Origin of the sequence: Amycolatopsis heterodermiae (assembly GCF_034929455.1) — a bacterium.
GTDB classification, from domain to species: domain Bacteria; phylum Actinomycetota; class Actinomycetes; order Mycobacteriales; family Pseudonocardiaceae; genus Amycolatopsis; species Amycolatopsis heterodermiae.
In genome coordinates, this window is the sequence record NZ_JAYFSI010000001.1 from 516,891 (window position 1) to 538,535 (window position 21,645).

General features: G+C 71.2%; 18 protein-coding genes. 11 read left to right on the top strand and 7 right to left on the bottom strand.

The window, feature by feature from the left end; genetic code table 11:
• Positions 1–16: 16 nt before the first annotated feature.
• Together VA596_RS02530 and VA596_RS02535 are read left to right on the top strand one after the other, a co-directional pair.
• Positions 17–3,763 (top strand): ABC transporter ATP-binding protein, encoded by a 3,747-nt coding sequence (locus tag VA596_RS02530; RefSeq protein WP_323323166.1) that lies wholly within the window; start codon positions 17–19, stop codon positions 3,761–3,763.
• A gap of 359 nt (positions 3,764–4,122) precedes the next feature.
• Complete coding sequence (locus VA596_RS02535; protein ID WP_323323168.1) at positions 4,123–4,728, top strand: DUF4291 domain-containing protein; 606 nt, start codon at positions 4,123–4,125, stop codon at positions 4,726–4,728.
• Here VA596_RS02535 and VA596_RS02540 read toward each other — a convergent pair.
• Positions 4,725–4,997, bottom strand: coding sequence for a hypothetical protein (locus VA596_RS02540; RefSeq protein WP_323323170.1), 273 nt, complete (start codon positions 4,995–4,997; stop codon positions 4,725–4,727). The two genes, VA596_RS02535 and VA596_RS02540, sit on opposite strands and share 4 nt — an antisense overlap.
• 258 nt (positions 4,998–5,255) lie before the next feature.
• On the opposite strand from VA596_RS02540, the gene VA596_RS02545 reads away from it, so the two are divergent.
• The 3 genes from VA596_RS02545 to VA596_RS02555 all read left to right on the top strand — a co-directional run bounded on the left by VA596_RS02545 (position 5,256) and on the right by VA596_RS02555 (position 10,607).
• Positions 5,256–8,996 carry a multifunctional oxoglutarate decarboxylase/oxoglutarate dehydrogenase thiamine pyrophosphate-binding subunit/dihydrolipoyllysine-residue succinyltransferase subunit gene (locus VA596_RS02545; protein WP_323323172.1) on the top strand — a complete coding sequence of 1,247 codons (3,741 nt, stop codon included), beginning with the start codon at positions 5,256–5,258 and terminating at the stop codon, positions 8,994–8,996.
• A gap of 100 nt (positions 8,997–9,096) precedes the next feature.
• A complete protein-coding gene (locus VA596_RS02550) occupies positions 9,097–9,615 on the top strand; it encodes a GNAT family N-acetyltransferase (RefSeq protein WP_323323174.1) in 519 nt (172 codons plus the stop codon).
• A 14-nt stretch (positions 9,616–9,629) separates the two neighbouring features.
• Entirely contained in the window at positions 9,630–10,607 is a 978-nt protein-coding gene (locus VA596_RS02555; protein ID WP_323323176.1) for an LLM class flavin-dependent oxidoreductase, read from the top strand.
• Here VA596_RS02555 and VA596_RS02560 read toward each other — a convergent pair.
• On the bottom strand, positions 10,604–11,179 hold the full coding sequence (locus tag VA596_RS02560) for a TetR/AcrR family transcriptional regulator (protein WP_323323178.1): 576 nt from the start codon (positions 11,177–11,179) through the stop codon (positions 10,604–10,606). The genes VA596_RS02555 and VA596_RS02560 overlap by 4 nt on opposite strands.
• A 91-nt stretch (positions 11,180–11,270) precedes the next feature.
• On the opposite strand from VA596_RS02560, the gene VA596_RS02565 reads away from it, so the two are divergent.
• The 4 genes from VA596_RS02565 (at position 11,271) to VA596_RS02585 (ending at position 14,550) form a co-directional block, all read left to right on the top strand.
• Complete coding sequence (locus VA596_RS02565) at positions 11,271–12,203, top strand: NADP-dependent oxidoreductase (RefSeq protein ID WP_323323180.1); 933 nt, start codon at positions 11,271–11,273, stop codon at positions 12,201–12,203.
• Between the two features lie 33 nt (positions 12,204–12,236).
• Entirely contained in the window at positions 12,237–12,377 is a 141-nt protein-coding gene (locus VA596_RS02570; RefSeq protein WP_323323182.1) for a zinc-binding dehydrogenase, read from the top strand.
• A 192-nt stretch (positions 12,378–12,569) separates the two neighbouring features.
• The gene (locus VA596_RS02580; RefSeq protein ID WP_323323184.1) at positions 12,570–13,187 is read left to right on the top strand and encodes a LysE family translocator; all 618 of its coding nucleotides are present in this window, start codon (positions 12,570–12,572) and stop codon (positions 13,185–13,187) included.
• A gap of 82 nt (positions 13,188–13,269) precedes the next feature.
• Positions 13,270–14,550: an erythromycin esterase family protein gene (locus tag VA596_RS02585; protein WP_323323186.1), complete on the top strand. Its 1,281-nt coding sequence runs from the start codon at positions 13,270–13,272 to the stop codon at positions 14,548–14,550.
• Here VA596_RS02585 and VA596_RS02590 read toward each other — a convergent pair.
• From VA596_RS02590 to VA596_RS02605, 4 genes are read right to left on the bottom strand one after another with little or no spacing between them, the layout of a single operon-like run.
• Positions 14,540–15,427: an ABC transporter substrate-binding protein gene (locus VA596_RS02590; protein ID WP_323323188.1), complete on the bottom strand. Its 888-nt coding sequence runs from the start codon at positions 15,425–15,427 to the stop codon at positions 14,540–14,542. The genes VA596_RS02585 and VA596_RS02590 overlap by 11 nt on opposite strands.
• Positions 15,424–16,116 carry an ABC transporter permease gene (locus VA596_RS02595; RefSeq protein WP_323323190.1) on the bottom strand — a complete coding sequence of 231 codons (693 nt, stop codon included), beginning with the start codon at positions 16,114–16,116 and terminating at the stop codon, positions 15,424–15,426. The genes VA596_RS02590 and VA596_RS02595 overlap by 4 nt, the downstream gene beginning before the upstream one ends.
• Positions 16,113–16,796, bottom strand: coding sequence for an ABC transporter permease (locus tag VA596_RS02600; protein WP_323323192.1), 684 nt, complete (start codon positions 16,794–16,796; stop codon positions 16,113–16,115). Before VA596_RS02600 ends, VA596_RS02595 begins: the two co-directional genes overlap by 4 nt.
• Complete coding sequence (locus VA596_RS02605; protein WP_323323194.1) at positions 16,793–17,878, bottom strand: ABC transporter ATP-binding protein; 1,086 nt, start codon at positions 17,876–17,878, stop codon at positions 16,793–16,795. Before VA596_RS02605 ends, VA596_RS02600 begins: the two co-directional genes overlap by 4 nt.
• 93 nt (positions 17,879–17,971) lie before the next feature.
• Between VA596_RS02605 and VA596_RS02610 the strand changes: the two genes are divergently transcribed.
• On the top strand, positions 17,972–19,384 hold the full coding sequence (locus VA596_RS02610) for a bis-aminopropyl spermidine synthase family protein (protein ID WP_323323195.1): 1,413 nt from the start codon (positions 17,972–17,974) through the stop codon (positions 19,382–19,384).
• A 52-nt stretch (positions 19,385–19,436) separates the two neighbouring features.
• Here the strand turns inward: VA596_RS02610 and VA596_RS02615 are convergent, their stop codons facing one another.
• Positions 19,437–20,618, bottom strand: coding sequence for an NAD(P)-dependent malic enzyme (locus VA596_RS02615; protein ID WP_323323197.1), 1,182 nt, complete (start codon positions 20,616–20,618; stop codon positions 19,437–19,439).
• A 371-nt stretch (positions 20,619–20,989) separates the two neighbouring features.
• Here VA596_RS02615 and VA596_RS02620 point away from each other — a divergent pair, with 371 nt between their 5' ends.
• Positions 20,990–21,595, top strand: a complete 606-nt coding sequence (locus VA596_RS02620; protein ID WP_323323199.1) for a dTDP-4-dehydrorhamnose 3,5-epimerase family protein — start codon at positions 20,990–20,992, stop codon at positions 21,593–21,595.
• The last annotated feature ends 50 nt before the right edge of the window (positions 21,596–21,645 follow it).

Here is a 21,645-nt window from a genome sequence, read left to right on the forward strand (position 1 = left end):
CGCTTAGTGTTGCTACGTGACCATCGCTCCGCCTCGTCCCCGTCAAGAGCTCCCACCTGCCGAGACCGTCGGCTGGGTCCGGCGGCTGTCCGCCGCCGCGTGGGAGCACCGCGCGACCGTCGTGTTGTCGCTGGTCGCCGCCGTGTTCAGCGTCGGCGTCCAGGCCGCCAGCCCGCTGCTGGTGCGCGCGGCGGTGGACGACGCGGTCGCGGGGCAGACCGGGGCGCTGCCCGGGATCGCCGTCTTCCTGGTGGCGTTGCAGCTGGTCGCGTTCGCCACGGCGTTCCTGCGCCGGTACTTCGGCGGCAAGCTCGCCCTCGACGTCCAGCACGACCTGCGGCAGCGGGTGTTCAACGCGGTGTCCCGGCTCGACGGCGGCAAGCAGGACGCGCTGCGCACCGGCCAGGTCGTCTCGCGCGCGATCTCGGACCTGCAGCTGGTCACCGGGATCCTGATGCAGATCCCGCTGTCGTTCGGCTCGGTGATCTTCGCGCTGCTGTCGTTCGTCGCGATGCTGTGGATGTCGCCGGTGCTGACGCTGATCGCGCTGGTCGTCACGCCCGCGGTCGGCATCGTCGTGACCCGCAGCCGGAAGCGGCTGTTCCCGGCCACGTGGTCGGCGCAGCAGCGCGCGGCGGACGTCGCGCAGCAGGTCGAGGAGACCGTCACCGGCGTGCGCGTCGTGAAGGGGTTCGGCCAGGAGTCACGTGAGGTCGGCCGCCTGGAGCGCACCGCGCGCAAGCTGTTCGGCGAACGCCTTCGCGCGGCGAAGCTGGCCGCGGTGCCGACGGCGACCACGGCGGCGCTGCCCGCGGCGGGCCAGGTCGCGGTGCTCGGCATCGGCGGTGTCCTCGCCCTGAACGGCTCCATCACGCTCGGCACCTTCCTCGCCTTCGCGACCTACCTCGCGACGCTGATCGGCCCGGCCCGGATGCTGTCCGGCCTGGTCGTGCAGGCCCAGCTGACCCGCGCCGGTGCGGAGCGCGTCTACGAGCTGATCGACGCGCAGCCGGAGGTCGTCGACTCCCCCGACGCGCGGCCGCTGCCGAGCGGGCCGCTCGGCGTCCAGCTGAGCGAGGTCCGGTTCGGCTACACCCGCAGCGAACCGGTGCTGGACGGGCTGTCGGTGGAGGCGCGGCCGGGCGAAACACTCGCGCTGGTCGGCACCGCCGGGTCCGGGAAGTCGACGATCTCGCTGCTGCTGCCCCGCTTCTACGACGTCCACGCGGGCGCGGTGCGCGTCGGCGGCCTCGACGTCCGGGACGTGCCGCTGCGGCAGCTGCGCCAGGCGATCGGCGTCGTGTTCGAGGAGGCGTTCCTCTTCTCCACCTCGATCCGCGACAACATCGCCTACGGCAGGCCGGACGCGAGTGACGACGAGATCTTCGCGGCGGCGCGCGCCGCGGAGGCGGACGAGTTCATCCGCGACCTGCCGGACGGTTACGACACCCTCGTCGGCGAGCGCGGGCTGACGCTCTCGGGCGGGCAGCGGCAGCGGCTCGGGCTGGCCCGGGCGCTGATCACCGACCCGCGGATCCTGGTCCTCGACGACGCGACGTCGGCCATCGACACCGTCACCGAAGCGGCGATCTACGACACCTTGCGCTCGGTCACGGCCGGCCGCACGACCCTGCTGATCGCGCACCGGCGCTCCACGCTCGCGCTGGCCGACCGGATCGCGGTGCTCGACGACGGCAAGGTGATCGACGTCGGCACCGAGGCCGAGCTGACCGCGCGCTGCCCGCTGTTCCGCGAGCTGATCGCGGGCCCGGGTGACGACGTCGAGGAGAAGGTCCGCTGCGAGGGCCTCGACCGCAACCCGGCCGGGGTCACCCCGGCGCTCTGGCCGCGTGACGAGGGCAAGGACGACGTCGACGCGCTGGCCGAGGCCGCGCAGCAGCGCAGCGCCAACACGAACAGCAGCGGGTTCGTCGGCGGGGGCGGCGGCGTCGACGTGCCGCCGACGCCGGAGCTGATCGAGGGCGTGCGGAAGCTGCCGCCCGCCACCGACGAACCGCGACTGTCCGATGTGGACGTCACCGCACCGGACCCGCGGTTCCGGCTGGCCGGGTTGCTGCGGCCGGTCCGCTGGCCGCTGGCCGTGGTGATCGGCCTGGTCGCGGCGGACGCGCTGGCCTCGATCGCGCTGCCCGCGCTCTACCAGTTCGGCGTCGACCACGGCGTCCGCACCGGGGTGGAGTGGATGATCTGGCTCGCCGCCGGCATCGGCGCCGCGGTGATCGCGGCCGACTGGGTGGTGGTGTTCGCGCAGACCCGGCTGACGTCGAGGGTCGGCGAGACCGTGCTGTACGCGCTGCGCGTCCGCAGTTACGCGCACCTGCAGCGGCTCGGGCTCGACTACTACGAGCGGGAGCTGTCCGGGAAGATCATGACCCGGATGACGACGGACGTCGACGCGCTCTCGACGTTCCTGCAGACCGGGCTGGCCACCGCGGTCGTCAGCGCGCTGACGCTGGCCGGGATCACGGTGGCGCTGCTGGTCACCGACGCCGGGCTGGCGCTGTACGCGCTGGCGATGGTGCCGGTGCTGGCCGTCGCCACGGTGATCTTCCGGCGGGCGGCGTCGAAGGCCTACAACGAGGCCCGCGAGCGGGTCAGCCTGGTCAACGCGGACATGCAGGAGAACATGAGCGGCCTGCGCGTCGCCCAGGCGTACACCCGCGAAGACCGCTCCGCTGCGGCGTTCGCTTCGCGCAGCGACGACTACCGCCGCTCGCGGCTGCGGGCGCAGCGGTACGTGGCGACGTACTTCCCGCTGGTCGCGCTGATGTCCGACCTGGCGACGACCACGGTGCTGGTCGCGGGCGCGAACCGCGTGTCGGCGGGCACGCTGTCCGCCGGTGTGCTGCTCGGGTTCCTGCTGTACCTGCAGCAGTTCTTCTCGCCGATCCAGCAGCTGTCGTCGGTGTTCGACGGGTACCAGCAGGCCCGCGTCGGCCTGAACCGGATCGGCGACCTGCTGCGCACGCCGACGTCCGTCCCGGCGGCGGACCACCCGCTCGCGATCCCGGAGCGGCTGCGCGGCGAGGTGAGCTTCAAGGAGGTCGACTTCGCCTACGCCGGCGCGGAAGCGAAGGCGCTGGCGCAGTTCACGCTGGACGTCACGGCCGGCGAGACGATCGCGCTGGTCGGCGCGACCGGCGCGGGCAAGTCGACGGCGGTGAAGCTGGTCGCGCGTTTCTACGACGCCACGGGCGGCACGGTCCGGATCGACGGCACCGACGTCCGCGAGTACGAGCTGGCCGGGCTGCGCCAGCGGATGGGCGTGGTGCCGCAGGAGGCGCACCTGTTCTCGGGCACGGTGGCGGACAACGTCCGGTACGGCCGCCCGGCGGCGACCGACGCCGAGGTCGAGGAGGCGGTCCGCGCGGTGGGCGCGCTCGACGGTGTCGCGGCCTTGTCGGCCGGGTTCATGCAGCCGGTGGGCGAACGCGGGCGGTCGCTTTCGGCGGGGCAGCGCCAGCTGGTGGCGCTGGCCCGGGCGGAGCTGGTCGACCCGGACGTCCTGCTGCTCGACGAGGCGACGGCGGCGCTCGACCCGTCGACGGAGGCCGCGGTCCTGCGCGCGACGGAGCACCTGGCCCGCCGCCGCACGACGTTCGTGGTCGCCCACCGCCTGGCCACGGCGGCCCGCGCCGACCGCATCGTGGTCCTCGACCACGGCCGGATCGTCGAAACCGGAACCCACACCGAGCTCCTGGCCGCCGACGGCCACTACGCCCGCCTCTGGTCCCTAGGCTGACGTGCACAAAGGGCCAACACACGTGATCCAGAGGTCGACACGCGTGACGGGGAGGTCGACACGTGTGATTGGAGGGTCGACACGCCGGATCGAGGCCGGCCTCGCCGTGTCGTCCCGGCAATCACACGTGTCGACCCTCCAATCACGCGTGATGCCTGTCCAGACACGCGTGATGCCCCTCCAGTCACGTGTGATGCCCCTTCAATCACGCGAGGCCGGTCTCGATCACGTGAGGTCCGGTCTCGATCGCGTGAGTTGCGGGGCGGATCACACGACTTACGTCGGGAATCTCGCGAGGTGCGGGTTCGCCCGGCGGGAAAGGGCTCGCCGGGGCCGCCGGGGCGCGGGAGCATGGCGGGATGTTCGAACAACAGCGGGCGCCCGACCGGCAGATCCGTGCCGTCCAGACCGAGACCACCGTCCGGGTCTACCAGGCCTACTCACCCGAGATCGCCGAGCCGGCGCTGGCGAAGCAGACGTTCGTCGCGCCTTTCAAACGGGAGCGGATGACGTGGATCAAGCCGTCGTTCCGGTGGATGGCCTACCGGTGCGGTTACGGGACCAAGCCCGGGCAGGAGGTCGTCCTGGCGATCGACATCACCCGGGACGGCTTCGAGTGGGCCCTCGCCCACGCCGCGCTGAGCCATCCCCGCCCCGACCAGGACAAGGACGCCTGGGAGCAGCTGGTCAAGACCAGTCCGGTGCGCATCCAGTGGGACCCCGAACGTGACCTCAACCACCAGGCGCTGAACTTCCGCGCGATCCAGGTCGGGCTGAGCGGGGAAGCCGTCGACCGGTACGTCGACGAGTGGATCACGGCCATCACCGACGTCACGCCCGTGATGCGGCGGATCCACGGGCACCTGCGGGACTACGAGCTGCACAAGGCCGTGAAACTCGTCCCGCACGAGCCGCCGTACGCACTCCCCGAGGACCTCGCGCGGGCCATCGACGCCGACGGTTAGGGCAGCGCCCGCCACCGCAGCGAACCCAGGCCCGCCGCCTCGACGTCCGGCTGTGCCGCCCACCGGAACGTCCCCGGGCGGACGTGCACGCCGGCGCCGACCAGCCAGTCCGGCTCGTCCGGTTCGACGTGCTCCTGCTCCTCGAAATCGGCGAGCGTGCGCCAGACGGCCTCGCACGAATCGCACCGCAGCACGACCGCGCCGGACTCGGTCACCAGCGGCCTGACCAGGCCCTGGTCCCAGAACGACGGACATTCCACCAGCCACATCCCCCCAGGAGAACCGACCCGGGTGAACGGCCGCGGAGCGCCCGGCCACGAATCGGACAACCCCGCGAAAACCCTGTACCGGGTCCAGGACTTAAGGTTCCCTTAGCACATCTTGATCGTGTCAGTGACCGATGCCCTAGTGCGCCACGCCTCACACAGGCCGGTTCCATCACATCGCGCTCACCGAGGGGGTTAGCCTGGTAGGCGCATCAACGGATTCAAGATCGAGATCGAGACGGATAGAGGCGAGCCCAAGCCGTGTCCAGCAGCAGCCCTGCGTCACAGTTCGGCCCCAACGAGTGGCTGGTCGAAGAGATGTACGACCAGTTCCTCGCAGACCCCAGTTCAGTCGATGCCGCGTGGCACGACTTCTTCGCGGACTTCAAGCCGACGCAGAACGCTCAGGCCAAGGCGGACAACGCCCGGCAGAAGCAGGCCGACGCCAAGCCCGCCACCAACGGCCAGGCCGCGGCGCCGTCGTCGAAGGCGGTGCAGAACGCCGAGTCCGCCGCCAAGCAGACGTCGTCGCCGGCCACCAAGGCCGCCGCGCCCGCGAAGCCGGCACCGAAGGCCGCTCCCCAGGCCGCTGAGAAGACCGCAGTGAAGGCCGCGCCGAAGACGGACGCCAAGACCGAAGCGAAGCCGCAGGCCAAGGACGAGCCGGAGTCCAAGCAGCTCCGGGGCGCCGCGGCGGCGATCGCCAAGAACATGGACGCGTCGCTGTCCGTCCCGACCGCGACCAGCGTGCGCGCGGTCCCGGCGAAGCTGATGGCGGACAACCGCATCGTCATCAACAACCACCTGAAGCGCACCCGCGGCGGCAAGATCTCCTTCACGCACCTCATCGGCTACGCCATGGTGCGGGCACTGAAGGACTACCCGAACCTGAACCGGCACTACCAGCAGATCGACGGCAAGCCGTTCGCGATCACGCCGGAGCACGTCAACTTCGGGCTCGCCATCGACATGAAGGGCAAGGACGGTTCGCGCAACCTCGTCGTGGCCTCGGTCAAGAACGTCGGGGACATGTCGTTCCTGCAGTTCTGGCAGGCGTACGAGGACATCGTCAAGAAGGCCCGCAACAACAAGCTGACCGCGGACGACTTCTCCGGCACCACCATCTCGCTGACCAACCCGGGCGGCATCGGCACCAACCACTCGGTGCCGCGCCTGCAGGCCGGCCAGGGCGCGATCATCGGCGTCGGCGCCATGCAGTACCCGGCGGCGTTCGAGGGCACCAGCGAGAAGACGCTGGTCGACCTCGGCATCAGCAAGATCATGACGCTGACCTCGACGTACGACCACCGCATCATCCAGGGTGCGGAGTCCGGCGAGTTCCTCAAGCGCATCCACCAGCTGCTGCTCGGCGAAGACGGCTTCTACGACGACGTCTTCACCAGCCTGCGCCTGCCGTACGAGCCGATCCGCTGGGTCGCCGACATCCCCGAGGGCCCGGTCGACAAGACCGCCCGCGTGATCGAGCTGATCGACGCGTTCCGGATGCGCGGTCACCTGATGGCCGACACCGACCCGTTGAACTACCGCCAGCGCAGCCACGCCGACCTGGACGTCCTGTCCCACGGCCTGACGCTCTGGGACCTGGACCGCGAGTTCCCGGTCGGCGGCTTCGCCGGCCAGGAGCGGATGAAGCTGCGCGACATCCTCGGCGTGCTGCGCAACTCGTACTGCCGCACGGTCGGCATCGAGTACACGCACATCCTCGACCCCGAGGAGCGCCGCTGGATCCAGGAGCGCGTCGAGATCCCGCACGAGAAGCCGGACCCCGCGGTCCAGAAGTACGTGCTCTCGAAGCTGAACGCCGCCGAGGCGTTCGAGACGTTCCTGCAGACCAAGTACGTCGGCCAGAAGCGGTTCTCCCTCGAAGGCGGCGAGACGGCGATCCCGCTGCTCGACACGCTGCTCGACAAGGCGGCCGAGCACGAGCTCGACGAGGTCGTCATCGGCATGCCGCACCGCGGCCGGCTGAACGTGCTGGCCAACATCGTCGGCAAGCCGATCTCGCAGATCTTCCAGGAGTTCGAGGGCAACCTCGACCCGGGCCAGGCGCACGGTTCCGGTGACGTGAAGTACCACCTCGGTGCCGAGGGCAAGTACTTCCGGATGTTCGGCGACGGCGAGACGAAGGTGTCGCTGACGGCGAACCCGTCGCACCTGGAGACCGTGGACCCGGTGCTCGAGGGCATCGTCCGCGCGAAGCAGGACCTCCTGGACAAGGGCGGCGAGGGTTACACCGTGCTGCCGGTCCTGATGCACGGCGACGCGGCCTTCGCGGGCCAGGGCGTCGTCGCCGAGACGCTGAACCTGTCGCTGCTGCGCGGGTACCGCACCGGCGGCACCGTGCACGTGATCGTCAACAACCAGGTCGGCTTCACCACCGCGCCGGAGCACTCGCGCTCCAGCCAGTACGCCACCGACGTCGCGAAGATGATCGGCTCGCCGATCTTCCACGTGAACGGTGACGACCCGGAGGCCGCGCACTGGGTGGCCAAGCTGGCCGTCGAGTACCGGCAGGCGTTCCACAAGGACGTCGTGATCGACCTGATCTGCTACCGCCGCCGCGGCCACAACGAGGGTGACGACCCCTCGATGACGCAGCCGGCGATGTACGACATCATCGACACGAAGCGCTCGGTCCGTAAGGGCTACACCGAGTCGCTGATCGGCCGTGGCGACATCTCCGTCGAGGAGGCCGAGGCCGCGCTGCGCGACTTCTCGAGCCAGCTGGAGCACGTCTTCAACGAGGTCCGCGAGCTGGAGAAGCACCCGGCGAAGGCGAGCCCCTCGGTCGAGGAGGAGCAGCAGGTCCCGGCGAAGGTGACGACGTCGATCTCGAGCGAGACGCTGGAGCACATCGGCGACGCGTTCGTGAACGTGCCCGAGGGCTTCACGCCGCACCCGCGCGTCAAGCCGGTCATGGAGCGCCGCCACAAGATGTCCCGCGAAGGCGACATCGACTGGGCGTTCGGCGAGCTGCTGGCCTTCGGGTCCCTCGCGCTGGAAGGCCGGCTCATCCGGCTGTCCGGCCAGGACTCGCGGCGCGGCACGTTCACCCAGCGGCACTCGGTGTTCATCGACCGCAAGACCGGCCAGGAGTACTCGCCGCTGCAGAACCTGGCCGACGGCCAGGGTCGCGTGATGATCTACGACTCGGCGCTGTCGGAGTACGCGGCCGTCGGCTTCGAGTACGGCTACTCGGTGGCGAACTCCGAGGCGCTCGTGATGTGGGAAGCGCAGTTCGGTGACTTCGTCAACGGCGCGCAGACCGTCATCGACGAGTACATCTCCTCGGGCGAGGCGAAGTGGGGCCAGCGCTCCGACGTCGTGCTGCTGCTGCCGCACGGCCACGAGGGCCAGGGCCCGGACCACACCTCCGGGCGCATCGAGCGCTTCCTGGCGCTGTGCGCCGAAGGCTCGATGACCGTCGCGGTGCCCTCCACCCCGGCGAACTACTTCCACCTGCTGCGCCGCCACGCCCTCGACGGCATCCAGCGCCCGCTGGTCGTCTTCACGCCGAAGTCGATGCTGCGCAACAAGGCCGCGACGTCGGCAACCAGCGACTTCACCGGCCAGTCCCGGTTCATGTCCGTCATCGACGACGTGACGCCGGACCCGGCGAAGATCCGCAAGGTGCTGCTGACCTCCGGGAAGCTGTACTGGGAGCTGGTGGCCGAGCGGACGAAGCGCGAGGCGGACGACGTCGCGATCGTGCGGATCGAGCAGTACTACCCGCTGCCGAAGAAGAAGCTGCTGGCGGCGCTCGAGCGCTACACCAACGCGACGCAGGTCGCGTGGGTCCAGGAGGAGCCGGAGAACCAGGGTGCGTGGCCGTTCTTCGGCCTGAACCTGCCCCGGAAGTTCCCGGAGGTGCTCTCGGGCCTGCAGGTCGTCTCGCGGCGCCCGATGGCGGCGCCGTCGGCGGGCTCGTCGAAGGTCCACGAGGTGGAGCAGAAGGCGCTGATCTCCAAGGCGTTCGACTGATCGCTTGACAGACGTGTGAAGGCCCCCGCACCCCGAGGTGCGGGGGCCTTCGCGCGTTATCCGGTTTCGGACGACGGCGCGCGCGGGCATGCTGACGCCCATGCTCATCCGCCGCGAGTCGCCCGACGACCGGGCCGCCGTCCACACCGTGCACGCCGAAGCCTTCCGCCGCGAGGCGGGCGTGACGCCCGTCGAAGCGCCGCTCGTCGACGAGCTCCGGGCCGAGGGGGACCTGATCGGCGCGCTGTCGTTCGTCGCGGTGCGCGACGGTGAGGTCGTCGGGCACGTCTGCTGCAGCACGGCGCGGCTCGGCGACGACCCGGGCGTCGCGGTCGGCCTCGGCCCGCTCGGTGTGCTGCCCGCGCACCACCGCGGCGGTGTCGGTTCGGCGCTGGTGCACACCGTTCTCGGCGCGGCGGACGCCCTGGGTTACGGCCTCGTCGTGCTCCTCGGCGACCCGGCCTACTACGCGCGTTTCGGGTTCGTGCTCACGTCGGCGCTCGGCGTCACGCCCCCGGATCCGGGGTGGGAACGGCACTTCCAGGCCCGCCCGCTCGCGGCTTACCGGCCCACGCACCGAGGCGCGTTCGCGTACGCGCCGGCCTTTTCCCGGATCTGAACAGGAGCCCGCGCATGTACGCACCCCGCTCGTCGGTCGGTGTCCGGATCAACCGCGAGCAGCCGCCGTCGCGGCTGCGTGAGCTGGCGCGCCAGGCCGAGGCGGCCGGGCTCGACGAGCTGTGGCTGGTCGAGGACTGCTTCTGGGCGGCGGGGATCGCGACGGTCGCCACCGCCTTGGAGACGACGTCGACGATCAAGGTCGGCATCGGGGTGCTGCCGGTGGTGGCGCGCAACCCGGCGATCGCGGCCATGGAGCTCGCGGCGCTGGCGGAGCTGCACCCGGGACGGCTGATCGCCGGGTTCGGCCACGGCGTCGCGTCGTGGATGAAGCAGATCGGCGCGTACCCGGCGTCCCCGCTGGCCGCGCTGGAGGAGACGCTCGTCGCGGTCCGGCGCCTGCTGGCGGGCGACCGCGTTTCGGTGTCCGGCCGGCACGTCTCGTTCGACGAGGTGGAGCTCGTGTTCCCGCCGTCCGAGGCGCCGCCGCTGGTGGCGGGCGTCCGGCGCCCGAAGTCCCTGGCGATCGCGGGCGCGACGGCGGACGGCACGATCCTCGCCGAGCCGTCCCCGCCGGAGTACGTCCGCTCGGCCCGGGCGGCCATCGAACCCGGGCGTTCGGTAGCAGGCGCCCCGGCGGCCCACACGGTGGTGACGTACAACTGGCTCGCGCTGGGCGACCCCGAGCGGGCGCGCCGCACGGTGGCGGAGTCGCTGACGCCGGGCGCGCGGGTCCAGGTCGAGGGCTTGCCGTTCGCTTCGGAGCTGCTCGGGCTGGTGGACTCGGCGTCCACAGTGGACGAACTGGCGGCGGGCCTGCGTCCGGAGTGGATCGAGCAGCTGGCCGTCTGCGGCGACCTGGCGTCGTGCGTGGCCGGGGTCCGGGCGCTGCACGAAGCCGGCAGCGGGTCGGTGGTCCTGCTGCCGCTGCCGGAGGAGCCGCCGGAGCGGGGCATCGAGGACGCGGGCCGGGTGGCGGCCGCCCTGCGCTAGCGCCCGGGCGGCCGGAGTCCGTCCATCAGGAGGTCCAGCAGGCGCCCGGCCTTGGCTTCCCGCTCGGGCCGGGGCGCCACGGTGAAGATGCCGACGAGCGACGCGGCGATGTCGTCGGCGGTGACGTCGGCGCGGAGGTCGCCCGCCGCGCCGCCGGCGTCGAGGATCGTGGTGATGGCCGTCAGCAGCTCGGTCCGGGTCTGCGCGTGGGCGATCTCGCCCGACTCGATCATCGCGAGCAGCGTGTCGAGCATGCCGTTCTTGGTCGCGATCCAGTCCCCGAACAGGTCCATCCAGCGCCGCATCGCCGCGGCCGGGGTCACCTGGCCGAGCAGGTCGCGAGCGCCGGTCGTCAGCCGCACGACCTGGTCGCGGTAGACCGCGTCGACCAGCGACTCGCGGGTCGGGAAGTGCCGGTACAGCGTGGCGACGCCGACCCCGGCCTCGCGGGCGATCGCCCGCATCGACGGCTCGGCGTCGGCCGCCGCGAACATGCGGGTCGCCACCGCGAGCAGCTGGTCGCGGTTGCGGGCCGCGTCCGCCCGCGGCGCGCGCGTCTCTGCCTCAGTCAAAACGGAACACGCTCCGGTTGTGCTAGGCTCGTCCAAGTAAACGGAGCATAGTCCGTTTCACGTTCCCTCGGTACCAAGGAGACAGGTCCACATGCAGGAACAGAGCACGGCGGTCCGGCTCGACGCGTTCGGCGGCCCCGAGGTCCTGGACGTTCGTGAGGTTCCCGCGCCGCAGGCCGGCCCGGGACAGGTCCGCGTGCGGGTCACCGCGGCCGGGCTGAACCCGATGGACTGGATCATGACCGCCGACGCGGACACGGCCGCCCGGTTCGGCCTGAGCCTCCCGGCCGGGTTCGGGACCGACTACGCGGGCGTGGTCGACCAGGTCGGCGACGGGGTGACCGGCTTCGCCCCGGGTGACCGGGTGTTCGGGGGCGCGCTGTCCCGCGCGGTCGCCGGCTTCGTGGTGGTCGACCTGGCCGGGGCGGTCGCGGCCAACGAGGCCCACCACACCCCCGACGGCGTCGACGACCGCACCGCCGCCACCCTCGCGATCGCCGGCCGCACGGCGTCCGCCGCCCTCGCCGTGATCGCCCCGGGCCCGGACGACACGGTGCTGATCGGCGGCGCGGCGGGCGGCGTCGGCGTGTTCGCCGTCCAGCTGGCCCGGATCGCGGGAGCGCGCGTGATCGGCACGGGATCGGCGTCCTCGGCCGATTTCCTGCGCGAACTCGGAGCCGAGCCGGTGGCCTACGGCGACGGTCTGGCCGACCGCGTCCGCGCCCTCGCACCCGGCGGGGTCACCGCCGCCATCGACCTGCACGGAACGGAGACGGTGCACACCGCGAGGGAACTCGGCGTCCCGGACGGCCGCATCTGCACCATCGCCACCCAACTCGACGGAGTATCGGCAGCCAACGGCGCGAACGCCGCTCCCGGCGCCCTGGAAGAGCTGGCCCGCCTGGTCGCTGCCGGTCGGCTCCGGGTGCCGATCGCGGCGAGCTTCCCGATCGAGCAGATCCGCGAGGCGGCGAAGCTGCAGGCCGGCCGGCACGTGAAGGGCAAGGTCGTCATCGACCTGTAGGCGGCAAACGGCGCGAACGCCGCTTTCCAGCGCATGGAAGAACTCGCGTGCCTAGTCGCGGCGGGCCAGCTCCAGGTGCCGATCGCGGCGAGCTTCCCGATCGAGCAGATCCGCGACGCGGCCGAACTGCAGGCCAGACGGCACGTGAAAGGCAAGGTCGTCATCCACCTGTAGGCGGCGACCGCGCGAACCGCTTCCTCGCCTGGAAGTACTCGCCCGCCTGATCGCGGCAGGCCGACTCCGGGTGCCCATCGCGGCGAGCTTCCCGATCCGGCAGATCCGCAACGCCGCCGAACTGCAGGCCGGCCGGCACGTGCCGGCTGAAAAGAAGTTCGCCGGACATAAGCAGCGTGTCAGGATCGGCTCATGCCCGTTGATCCGCACCTCTTGCTGGCCTTCGTCGTCACGACCGTCGTCGCGATGGTTGTGCCGGGGCCGGACATGTTGTTCGTCCTCGGCTGTGGCATGCGTGGCGGTCCGCGCGCCGGGTTGCTCGCCACCGCGGGGGTTGCCACCAGCGAGGCGATCCACGTCGCGGTCGCCGCGGCCGGGCTCGCTGCGCTGTTCGCCGCCGTGCCCGTTGCCTTCACCGTCGTGCGGGTCGTCGGGGCGGCCTACCTCGTCTACCTCGGCGTCCAGACCATCCGGAAGCGCAACGCCATCCCCGACGAGACCGCCCCCGGCGCCCGGCGCGCCTACCTGTCTGGGCTGCTCACCAACCTGCTCAACCCGAAGATGGTCACCTTCACCATCGCCTTCCTCCCGCAGTTCGTCGACCCGGCGCTCGGGCGCGTCTGGCTGCAGTTCGCGATCCTCGGCGCGATCATGATCGTGTTCGAGTTCCTCGTCGACGGCGCCGTCGGCGTGCTGGCCGGCCGCATCGGCGGCTGGCTGCGCCGCAAGCGCAAGGCCCGCCGGCGCCTCGAGGTCACCACCGGCGGCATCTTCATCGGCCTCGGCGTCCGGCTGGCCCTCGACCACTGACCGCGGGGTAGTGCCTGCGCTACCCCGAAGTCGGCGGCCGGCCCCAGGGCGGGGCACCCGCACCCAGGCCAGGATCCTTGCCATGACCAGGAAAACCACGGCCGTCGTCGCGGCCATCGTCACGCTCCTCGCCCCAGCGACCGCCGAAGCGGCCCAGCCGGGCCCCGTCCGCGCGCTGACGCAGGCGGCGCATCCGCTGCGCACCACCGAACCCGGCCGGGACACCGCCGACCTGCGTGCCCTCGGCGCGATGATCGGCGACGCCCAGGTGACCGGCCTCGGCGAAGCGACCCATGGCTCCCACGAGTTCTTCGCGATGAAGGAGCGGCTCTTCCGCTACCTCGTCGAGCAGAAGGGCTTCACCACCTTCGCGCTCGAAATGAGCTGGTCCGCGGGCCTCCGGATCGACGAGTTCCTCCAGACCGGCACCGGTGACGCGCGCACGGTCGCCAAGGCCGCGCTCGCCGGCTCGCCGTGGGACCGCGAGGAGTTCGTCCACCTCATCGAGTGGATGCGCGACTACAACCGCCACCACCCCGCCCGGCCCGTCCACTTCCTCGGCGACGACCTCAGTGCCCCGACCGTGGCCGACGAGTTCTTCGGCCGGGTGACCGGCTACGTCCAGCGCACCCATCCCGAATCACTGGCCCGGCTGAACGAGCTCTACACCGGCCTGCGCCCGATCGACGACGTCTACGCCTACCTCGCCAAGCCGCTCGCGGAGCGGCAACGGCTCGCGGCCCAGGCCCAGGAGGCCCTCGACCTGGTGCAGGGCCTCGGCGACGACTGGGTGGCGCAGGACGCCCGGTCCATCGCCCAGACCGCGAAGTTCCTCACGATCGACCTCGCCGACCCGGCGTCGGTGGCGACGTCCCAGCGCTTCCGCGACGAGGTGATGGCGCAGAACGTCGTGTGGTGGCAACGGCACACCGGCGCCAAGATCCTGCTGTCGGCCCACAACGGCCACGTCGGCTACGTTTCCGGCGATCCCGCGCGGTACCCCAAGACGCAGGGCTCGTTCCTGCGCGACACGCTCGGCGCGGACTACGTCGCCACCGGCTTCACCTTCGACCGCGGTTCGTTCCTGTCCCAGGACGAATCCGGGACCTGGCGGAAGTTCACCGTCGGCGCCGCCGGCCCCGGCTCGAACGAGGACACCCTCGACCAGGTCCGCCACCAGGACTACTACCTCGACATGCGGACCGCCCCGGCCGCGGCGCGCGCGTGGCTGGACGTCGCCCGCCCGACGTACGACATCGGGACGGGGTTCCCCGTCGACCCGGCGGACATCGCGCTCGCGCGGTCCTACGACCTGCTCATCCACCTCCACAGCGTGCACGAAGCGGCGCTGGCTAGGCCTTGAGGTTGTTGCGGGCCAGGAAGTCCTCGGCGATGTCGAGGGGGTTGCGCTTCTCCTCGGTGAACTCGACGTTCAGCTGGGTGAGCTGGTCGGTGGTCAGCGCCGCCGAGACGCGGTTGAGCGCGGCCGCCTCCGCCGGGGACAGCGTTCCCTTCGCGACGAGCGGCACGATGTTCTGCGCCGGGAACATGTTCTTGTCGTCGGTGAGCGGGACGAAGCCGTTCGCCTTGATGGTGGACGACGTGCTGAACAGGTCAGCCACCTGGACGTCACCGGACTTGAGCGCCGCCACCGTCACCGGGCCGCCGGTGTCGGTGGTCCGGATCTCCTTGAACTCGCAGCCGTAGAGCGTCTTGATCTTGTCCTTCCAGCGGCTGCTCCACTGGCCCGGCCCGCCGAACACCAGGTCCTGGCAGCGCTTTCCCAGGTCGGAGAACGTCTTGACGCCGGAAGCCGCCAGCTGCGGCCCGACGACCAGCAGGTCCTTGTCTTCGGCGGGTGCCTGGTCCAGCACCTCGAACCCGGCCGGGACCTTCTGCTTCAGCTGCGTGTAGACGTCCTGGGGTGTGGTCGCCTGGGTGTCCTTGTCGAAGTACCGCAACAGGTTCCCGCTGTAGTCGGGCACGACCGACAGCGACTTGTCCTGCAGCGCCTTGACGACGACCTCGCGGCTGCCCACCGGCGGCCGCACGGTCACGTTCGCAGCACCCGCGTTCTTCAGCGCCCCGGCGTAGATCTGGGCCAGCAGCAGGCTTTCCCCGACGTCGGACGCGCCGATGATGATGTCGCCGTTCGAACCGCCCTCACCACCGCCCGCCAGCGGGTTGCCGCAGCCGGCCACCAGCACCAAGGCGGCGAGCACACCAGCCAGCCGTTTCATGCCGCCACCTTCTTGCCGGTCGCCGCCGCCGTCGCCAGCCGGACGCCCTTGGGCACCAGCGCGCGGTTCAGCAGCGCGAACAGGACGTCGAGCACGATCGCCAGCAGCGTGGTCAGCAACGCACCGGCGATCACCTCCGAATAGTCCAAAATGGCCAGTCCGTCGAGCAGGAACCGGCCCAGGCCACCGAGTCCGACGTACGCGGCCACCGCGGCGGTCGCCACGAGCTGCAGCACGGCGTTGCGGATGCCGCCCAGCACCAGCGGCAGCGAGATCGGCACCTCGACCTTCCACAGCCGCTGCCAGCCGGTCATCCCGATGCCCTGGGCGGCGTCGACGACACCGTGGTCGGTCGCCTGCAGCCCGGCGTACGTGCCGGCCAGGATCGGCGGCACGGCCAGCACCACCAGGCCGATGATCGTCGCGGTGACGCTCTCGGTGAAGAGCAGGAACAGGAACGTGACGAGACCCAGCGTCGGCAGCGCGCGGATCGCGTTGCCGGCACTCACCAGGACGACGCCGCCGCGTCCCGTGTGGCCGACGAACAGTCCTAACGGGACGGCGATCACCAAGGCGATCACCAGCGCCAGCACCGTGTAACCGAGGTGCTCCAGCAACCGCTGCGGGATGCCGTCCGGGCCGGACCAGTGCGCCGGGTCGCCGAACCAGTGGAAGAGATCGGTGATCATGCGACGGCCACCCCCGTGTTCCCGGCGCGTTCCCAGGGTGTCAGCAGGTTCCGGATCCCCACCAGGATCAGGTCGACGACCAGGGCCAGCACCAGCGTCAGCACGATGCCGACGACGATCGGCGAGAAGTACTCACGCTGGAAGCCGTCAGTGAACAGCACGCCGAGGCCGCCGGTGCCGATCAGCGCGCCGACGCTGACCAGGCTGATGTTGCTGACCGACGCCACCCGCACACCGGCCGCGAGGACCGGGACCGACAGCGGCAGCTCGACGGCGAAGAACTTGCGCACCGGCTTGTAGCCGACGGCGGTGGCCGCGGCGATCACCGACGGCGGCACCGCGTCCAGCGCGTCGAGCACGGGGCGCACCAGCAGCGCGGTGGTGTAGATCGTCAGTGCGACGACGACGTTGACGCTGTCGAGGATCTTCGACCCGATCAGGCCGGGGATGACGACGAACAGCGCGAGCGACGGGATCGTGTAGAGCAGGTTGGCCAGCACCATGAGCACCGACCGCGCCGGCGCCCAGCGGTGCCCGAGCCAGCCGGCCGCGATCGCCAGCACGATGCCGATGACCAGCGGGAGCAGCGCGAGGTAGACGTGGTCACCGAGGTCGCCGAGGATCTGCTCGCGGTTGTTCGCGCTGCCCAGGTACTTCCCGAGCTCGTCGAAGAAGTTCATGACGCCTGCGGGGTCGCCTCGATCACGTCGAGCACTTGACGAGCGAGCACCCCGCCGAGCACGCGGTGGTCGTCGTCGACGACCACGCCGAGGCTGGCGGGCGAGGAGAGCGCGGCGTCGAGCGCGCCGCGGATCGGGGTGCCGCGGATCCACAGTGAACCGCCGGCGACGAGGTCGTCTTCGGACAGTGCGCCGTCCACTGTGGAGTTCGGTGGCAGCCAGCCGCGCGGCTGCTTGTCGGTGTTGACGACGAGGCGCCAGCCGTCGCTCGCGGGCACCGTGGAGCCGATCTCGACCAGCTCGAGGTCCTTGATCTCGACGCCGTCGGCGGAGAGGAACGACAGCCCGCGGTAGCCGCGGTCGCGGCCGACGAACGACGCGACGAAGTCGTCCACCGGGTGGCGCAGGACGTCGGCGGGCGTGCCGTACTGGGCGAGCACACCGCCGACCCGCAGCACCGCGACCTTGTCGCCGAGCCGGACGGCCTCGTCGATGTCGTGCGTGACGAACACGATCGTCTTGCCCAGCTGCGACTGCAGCCGCAGCAGCTCGTCCTGCAGGCCTTCGCGCACCACCGGGTCGACCGCGGAGAACGGCTCGTCCATCAGCAGCACCGGCGAGTCCGCGGCGAGCGCGCGGGCGACGCCGACGCGCTGCTGCTGGCCGCCCGAGAGCTGCGCCGGGTACCGCTTGCCGACCTCGACCGGCAGGCCGATGGTCTCGAGCAGCTCGGCCGCACGCTTGCGCGCCTTCGCCTTGTCCCAGCCGGACAGCAGGGGCACGGTGGCGATGTTGTCCAGGACCGTCCTGTGTGGAAAGAGGCCGGCGTGCTGGATGACGTAGCCGATGCCGCGGCGCAGCAGGGCCGGGTCGCCCTCGGCGACGTCCTTGCCGTCCAGCAGCACCTGGCCGCCGGTGGGCTCGATCATCCGGTTGATCATCCGCAGCGACGTCGTCTTGCCGCAGCCGGACGGGCCGACGAACACGGTGATCGTGCCGTCCTCGACCGTCAGGTTCAGCTTGTCGACGGCGACCGTCCCATCGGGATACTGCTTGGTCACGTCGCGGAATTCGATCGTCACTTGCCCACTCCCCGTGTCAGGTCCAATCGACCGTAGCCGAGTCGGCGGTGGTTGGCACGCTGTTCCGGCAGGTGGTGACTAGGGTTGTGGCCCGTGAAGGCACTCGACGACGTCCTCGCCGCGCACGGCGTCGGCGTCCGCCCGCTGTACCGCGTCATCGACCTGCTGCGCACCGGCGACCACGACCTCGGCGAGCTGGTCCGGCTGAGCACGGCGCCGCGGCGCAGCGTGGAGGACGTCCTCGCGGCGCTGGGTGACGACCTCGACCGCAGCGGCGACCGGCTGCGCCTGTCCCCCGGCGTCGCCGCGTCCTACCTGCAGTACAGCGTCCCGCGCTACGCCGACCCGCTCGACGAAGCCGTGGCCACGCACGAGTTGCTGCCGAAGGTCGCCGAGTGGGTGGCCGAGGTGCCGCCGCCGCTGGCCGCGCTCGACCACGTGCAGGCCACGCCGGAGACGGTGCTGCGCCGCGCGCTGTGGCTCGACGCGCGCTACGACCTGGCGTCGGCGAACCTGCTGTTCCTCGGCGACCACGACCTGACGTCGCTGGCCGTGCGGGCGGTCTGCCCGTCGGCGTCGCCGACCGTCGTGGACCTCGACGAGCGCGTGCTCGCCTACCTGGACGACCGCGGCGCCGGGGAGATCCGGACCGCGCACGCGGACCTGCGCGTCGGCCTGCCGCCCGCCGTGGCCGGCCGCGCCGACCTGGTGTTCAGCGACCCGCCGTACACGCCGGAGGGCATGGGCCTGTTCGCCGCGCGCGGGGTGCAGGCGCTGCGGGAGCCGAGCGAGGGACGGCTGCTGTTCGCGTACGGCTACAGCCCGCGGCACCCGGCGCTGGGCGCGCAGGTGCAGCGTTCGCTGGCGACGCTCGGGCTGACGTTCGAGGCGATCCTGCCCGGCTTCAACAGCTACTTCGGCGCGCAGGCGATCGGCAGCGCGGCCGACCTGTACGTCTGCCAGCCGACGGCGAAGGCCAAGAAAGTCCGCAGCGGCAAGGCGATCTACACGCACGGGCCGCAATCGGTCGAAGCGGCCGGGACGAAACCGGCGCTGCTGGAGAAGCTGAAGGAGATCGCCGTCGCGGACGGGCTCTCGTTCGAGTCACGCCCGGTGGACTGGTCGATCTCCGGCCCCGAGGGTGACGCGGTCGCGATGGACCTCTCGGCCGACCCGGGCCCGTGGCTGCTGCGCACCCTGCTGGGCACGAACGCCCGGCGCCTGGCGATGCTGCTGCCGAACGCGCACCCGGACCTGGCGGACCAGGCGTCCCAGACGGCCCTTGCGGCGCTGGTCACGGGCAAGTACACGCTGCGGTACCTGCGAAGCACCCCGGACAACCGGCACGCGGTGGTGGTCGCGGACGCGGTGGAGCACCAGAGCGAGGTGCTGACGCGCGCTCACGCCCGCCTGGCGAACGTCTCCCTGGACGTCCCGGAAGACCTGCAGGACCTACGCCTGGTCGACGTCCCCCGGCACCGCCTGGCCGCGCTGCTCGGTCTCTGAACGCGCCAAAAGCGGCACTTTCACGTGAAAGTGCCGCTTTTGACAGGCGCCGTCAGGCGGTGACGCCGTCCGCTTCCGCGGCCTTCGCCACCGCGGCCGCGACCTCGGGGGCCACGCGCGGGTCGAGCGGGCTCGGGACGATGCGGTCCGGGCCCAGGTCGTCCATCGCGACCGAGACGATCGCTTCGGCGGCCGCCAGCTTCATGTTCTCGGTGATCGCCCGCGCGCCGGAGTCCAGCGCGCCGCGGAAGACGCCCGGGAACGCCAGCACGTTGTTGATCTGGTTCGGGAAGTCGCTGCGGCCCGTCGCCACGATCGACGCGTAGCGCGCCGCGACGTCCGGGTGGACCTCCGGGTCCGGATTGGACAGTGCGAACACGATGCCGCCACCCGCCATGCGGCCCAGCAGCGTCTCGTCGATCGTCGCGCCGGACAGGCCGAGGAACACGTCCGCGCCTTCGAGCGCGTCGGCCAGGCCGCCCTGGATCCCGGCCTTGTTCGTCGTCTCGGCCAGGTGCGCTTTGATCGGGTTCAGGCCGTCGCGGCCGGTGTGGATGACACCGCGCGAGTCGAGCACGGTGACGTCGCCGATGCCGGCCTCCTGCAGGATCCGCGCGCAGGCCACACCCGCCGCGCCGGCGCCGGAGATGACCACGCGCTGGTCGGCGATCGCCCGGTCCAGCACCAGGTTCGCCCCGCGCAGCGCGGCCAGCGTGACGATCGCCGTGCCGTGCTGGTCGTCGTGCATGACCGGGCAGTCGAGCGCCTCCTTGAGCTTGTCCTCCAGCTCGAAGCAGCGCGGCGCGGAGACGTCCTCGAGGTTGACGGCGCCGTACGACGGGCGGAGCCGCACCAGGGTTTCGACGATTTCGTCGACGTCGGTGGTGTCCAGCACCAGCGGGATCGAGTCGAGCCCGCCGAAGGTCTTGAACAGGACCGACTTGCCTTCCATGACGGGCAGCGACGCGCTGGCGCCGATGTCGCCGAGACCGAGCACCGCCGTGCCGTCGCTCACCACGACGACCAGCCGGTCCGCCCACGTGTACCGCTTGGCCTTGGCCGCGTCCTCGGCGATCGCGCGGCTCACCTTCGCCACACCGGGGGTGTAGGCGATCGAAAGGTCACGCGGGCTGGAAATCGGGCGGGTGGCCGCCACCGAGAGCTTGCCGCCCTCGTGCCCGGTGAAGATCTCGTCGTCGGTGACCGGCGCAACGGTGCCGGAGGGGTCGTTCATGGGGTTTCCTGTCGTCGTTTCCGTCATTCCCTCAGTGGGAATGACGGAACTCGCGGTTCGAACGTGGGTCACTGGAATTCTCCTGGGCCTGCGAGCGGGGGGACCAGGGCAGCAGGCGAAGGCACACCGGCTACCTGGTGTTCTCCTCCAGCACGGCAGCCCAGCGCGGTAGCGCCGGCCTGTCGGCGAAGCGTCTCGTCGGCCATCGGTGCCGTGGGTGTGGCGATGGCCGCGGACGCGGCGGTCCCGCCATTGTGACAGGAGCCTTGCCACCGGTGACCCCTCGGTGCGGTTGACGTCACACATTCCCCGGTTTTCCCCAATTCCCAAGACGTCCGTCCGGTTTTCTTGGCGCCCGATAAGGTGAAGCCATGCAATTCCGCCGGCTGCGCGTCCCGGACGCCTTCGAGTTCACGCCCCGGGCGTTCCCCGACGACCGGGGCCTGTTCACCGCCCCCTTCCAGGAAGACGCCTTCCGCGAGGCGGCCGGCCACCCGCTCCGGCTCGGCCAGTCCAACCACAGCGTGTCCCGCCGCGGCACGATCCGCGGCATCCACTTCGCCGACACCCCGCCCGGCCAGGCGAAGTACGTCTACTGCGCCAACGGCTCGCTGCTCGACGTCATCGTCGACGTGCGGGCGGGCTCGCCGACGTTCGGCCAGTGGGACGCCGTGACGCTCGACGCCGGCCGGTACAACGCCGTGTACCTCGCCGAAGGCCTCGGGCACGGCTTCATCGCGCTCGAGGACGACACCGCGATGGCCTACCTCTGCTCCGAGCCCTACAACCCGGGCGGCGAGCACGGGATCACCCCGCTCGACCCGGCGCTGGACCTGCCGTGGCCGTCGGACATCGCGCACGTCCTGTCCGAGAAGGACCGCAACGCCCCGACGCTGGCCGAGGCGCAGGAACAGGGACTGCTCCCGGCGTACGACGACTGCGTCGCCTACTACGACAAGCTGCGTTCCGCGCACTGACCGCCTTCACTCCGCTTCGCGCGGAGGCCTTGCGAAGTTAGTATGCGCGC

Bases quoted from the DNA above. Each gene is read 5' to 3' on its own strand.
- VA596_RS02620 (WP_323323199.1), top strand. From the start codon at position 20,990: ATGCAATTCCGCCGGCTGCGCGTCCCGGACGCCTTCGAGTTCACGCCC.
- VA596_RS02590 (WP_323323188.1), bottom strand. From the start codon at position 15,427: ATGAAACGGCTGGCTGGTGTGCTCGCCGCCTTGGTGCTGGTGGCCGGC.
- VA596_RS02600 (WP_323323192.1), bottom strand. From the start codon at position 16,796: ATGAACTTCTTCGACGAGCTCGGGAAGTACCTGGGCAGCGCGAACAAC.
- VA596_RS02555 (WP_323323176.1), top strand. From the start codon at position 9,630: ATGTACGCACCCCGCTCGTCGGTCGGTGTCCGGATCAACCGCGAGCAG.
- VA596_RS02595 (WP_323323190.1), bottom strand. From the start codon at position 16,116: ATGATCACCGATCTCTTCCACTGGTTCGGCGACCCGGCGCACTGGTCC.
- VA596_RS02540 (WP_323323170.1), bottom strand. From the start codon at position 4,997: ATGTGGCTGGTGGAATGTCCGTCGTTCTGGGACCAGGGCCTGGTCAGG.
- VA596_RS02570 (WP_323323182.1), top strand. From the start codon at position 12,237: ATGGAAGAACTCGCGTGCCTAGTCGCGGCGGGCCAGCTCCAGGTGCCG.
- VA596_RS02535 (WP_323323168.1), top strand. From the start codon at position 4,123: ATGTTCGAACAACAGCGGGCGCCCGACCGGCAGATCCGTGCCGTCCAG.
- VA596_RS02585 (WP_323323186.1), top strand. From the start codon at position 13,270: ATGACCAGGAAAACCACGGCCGTCGTCGCGGCCATCGTCACGCTCCTC.
- VA596_RS02580 (WP_323323184.1), top strand. From the start codon at position 12,570: ATGCCCGTTGATCCGCACCTCTTGCTGGCCTTCGTCGTCACGACCGTC.
- VA596_RS02615 (WP_323323197.1), bottom strand. From the start codon at position 20,618: ATGAACGACCCCTCCGGCACCGTTGCGCCGGTCACCGACGACGAGATC.
- VA596_RS02550 (WP_323323174.1), top strand. From the start codon at position 9,097: ATGCTCATCCGCCGCGAGTCGCCCGACGACCGGGCCGCCGTCCACACC.
- VA596_RS02565 (WP_323323180.1), top strand. From the start codon at position 11,271: ATGCAGGAACAGAGCACGGCGGTCCGGCTCGACGCGTTCGGCGGCCCC.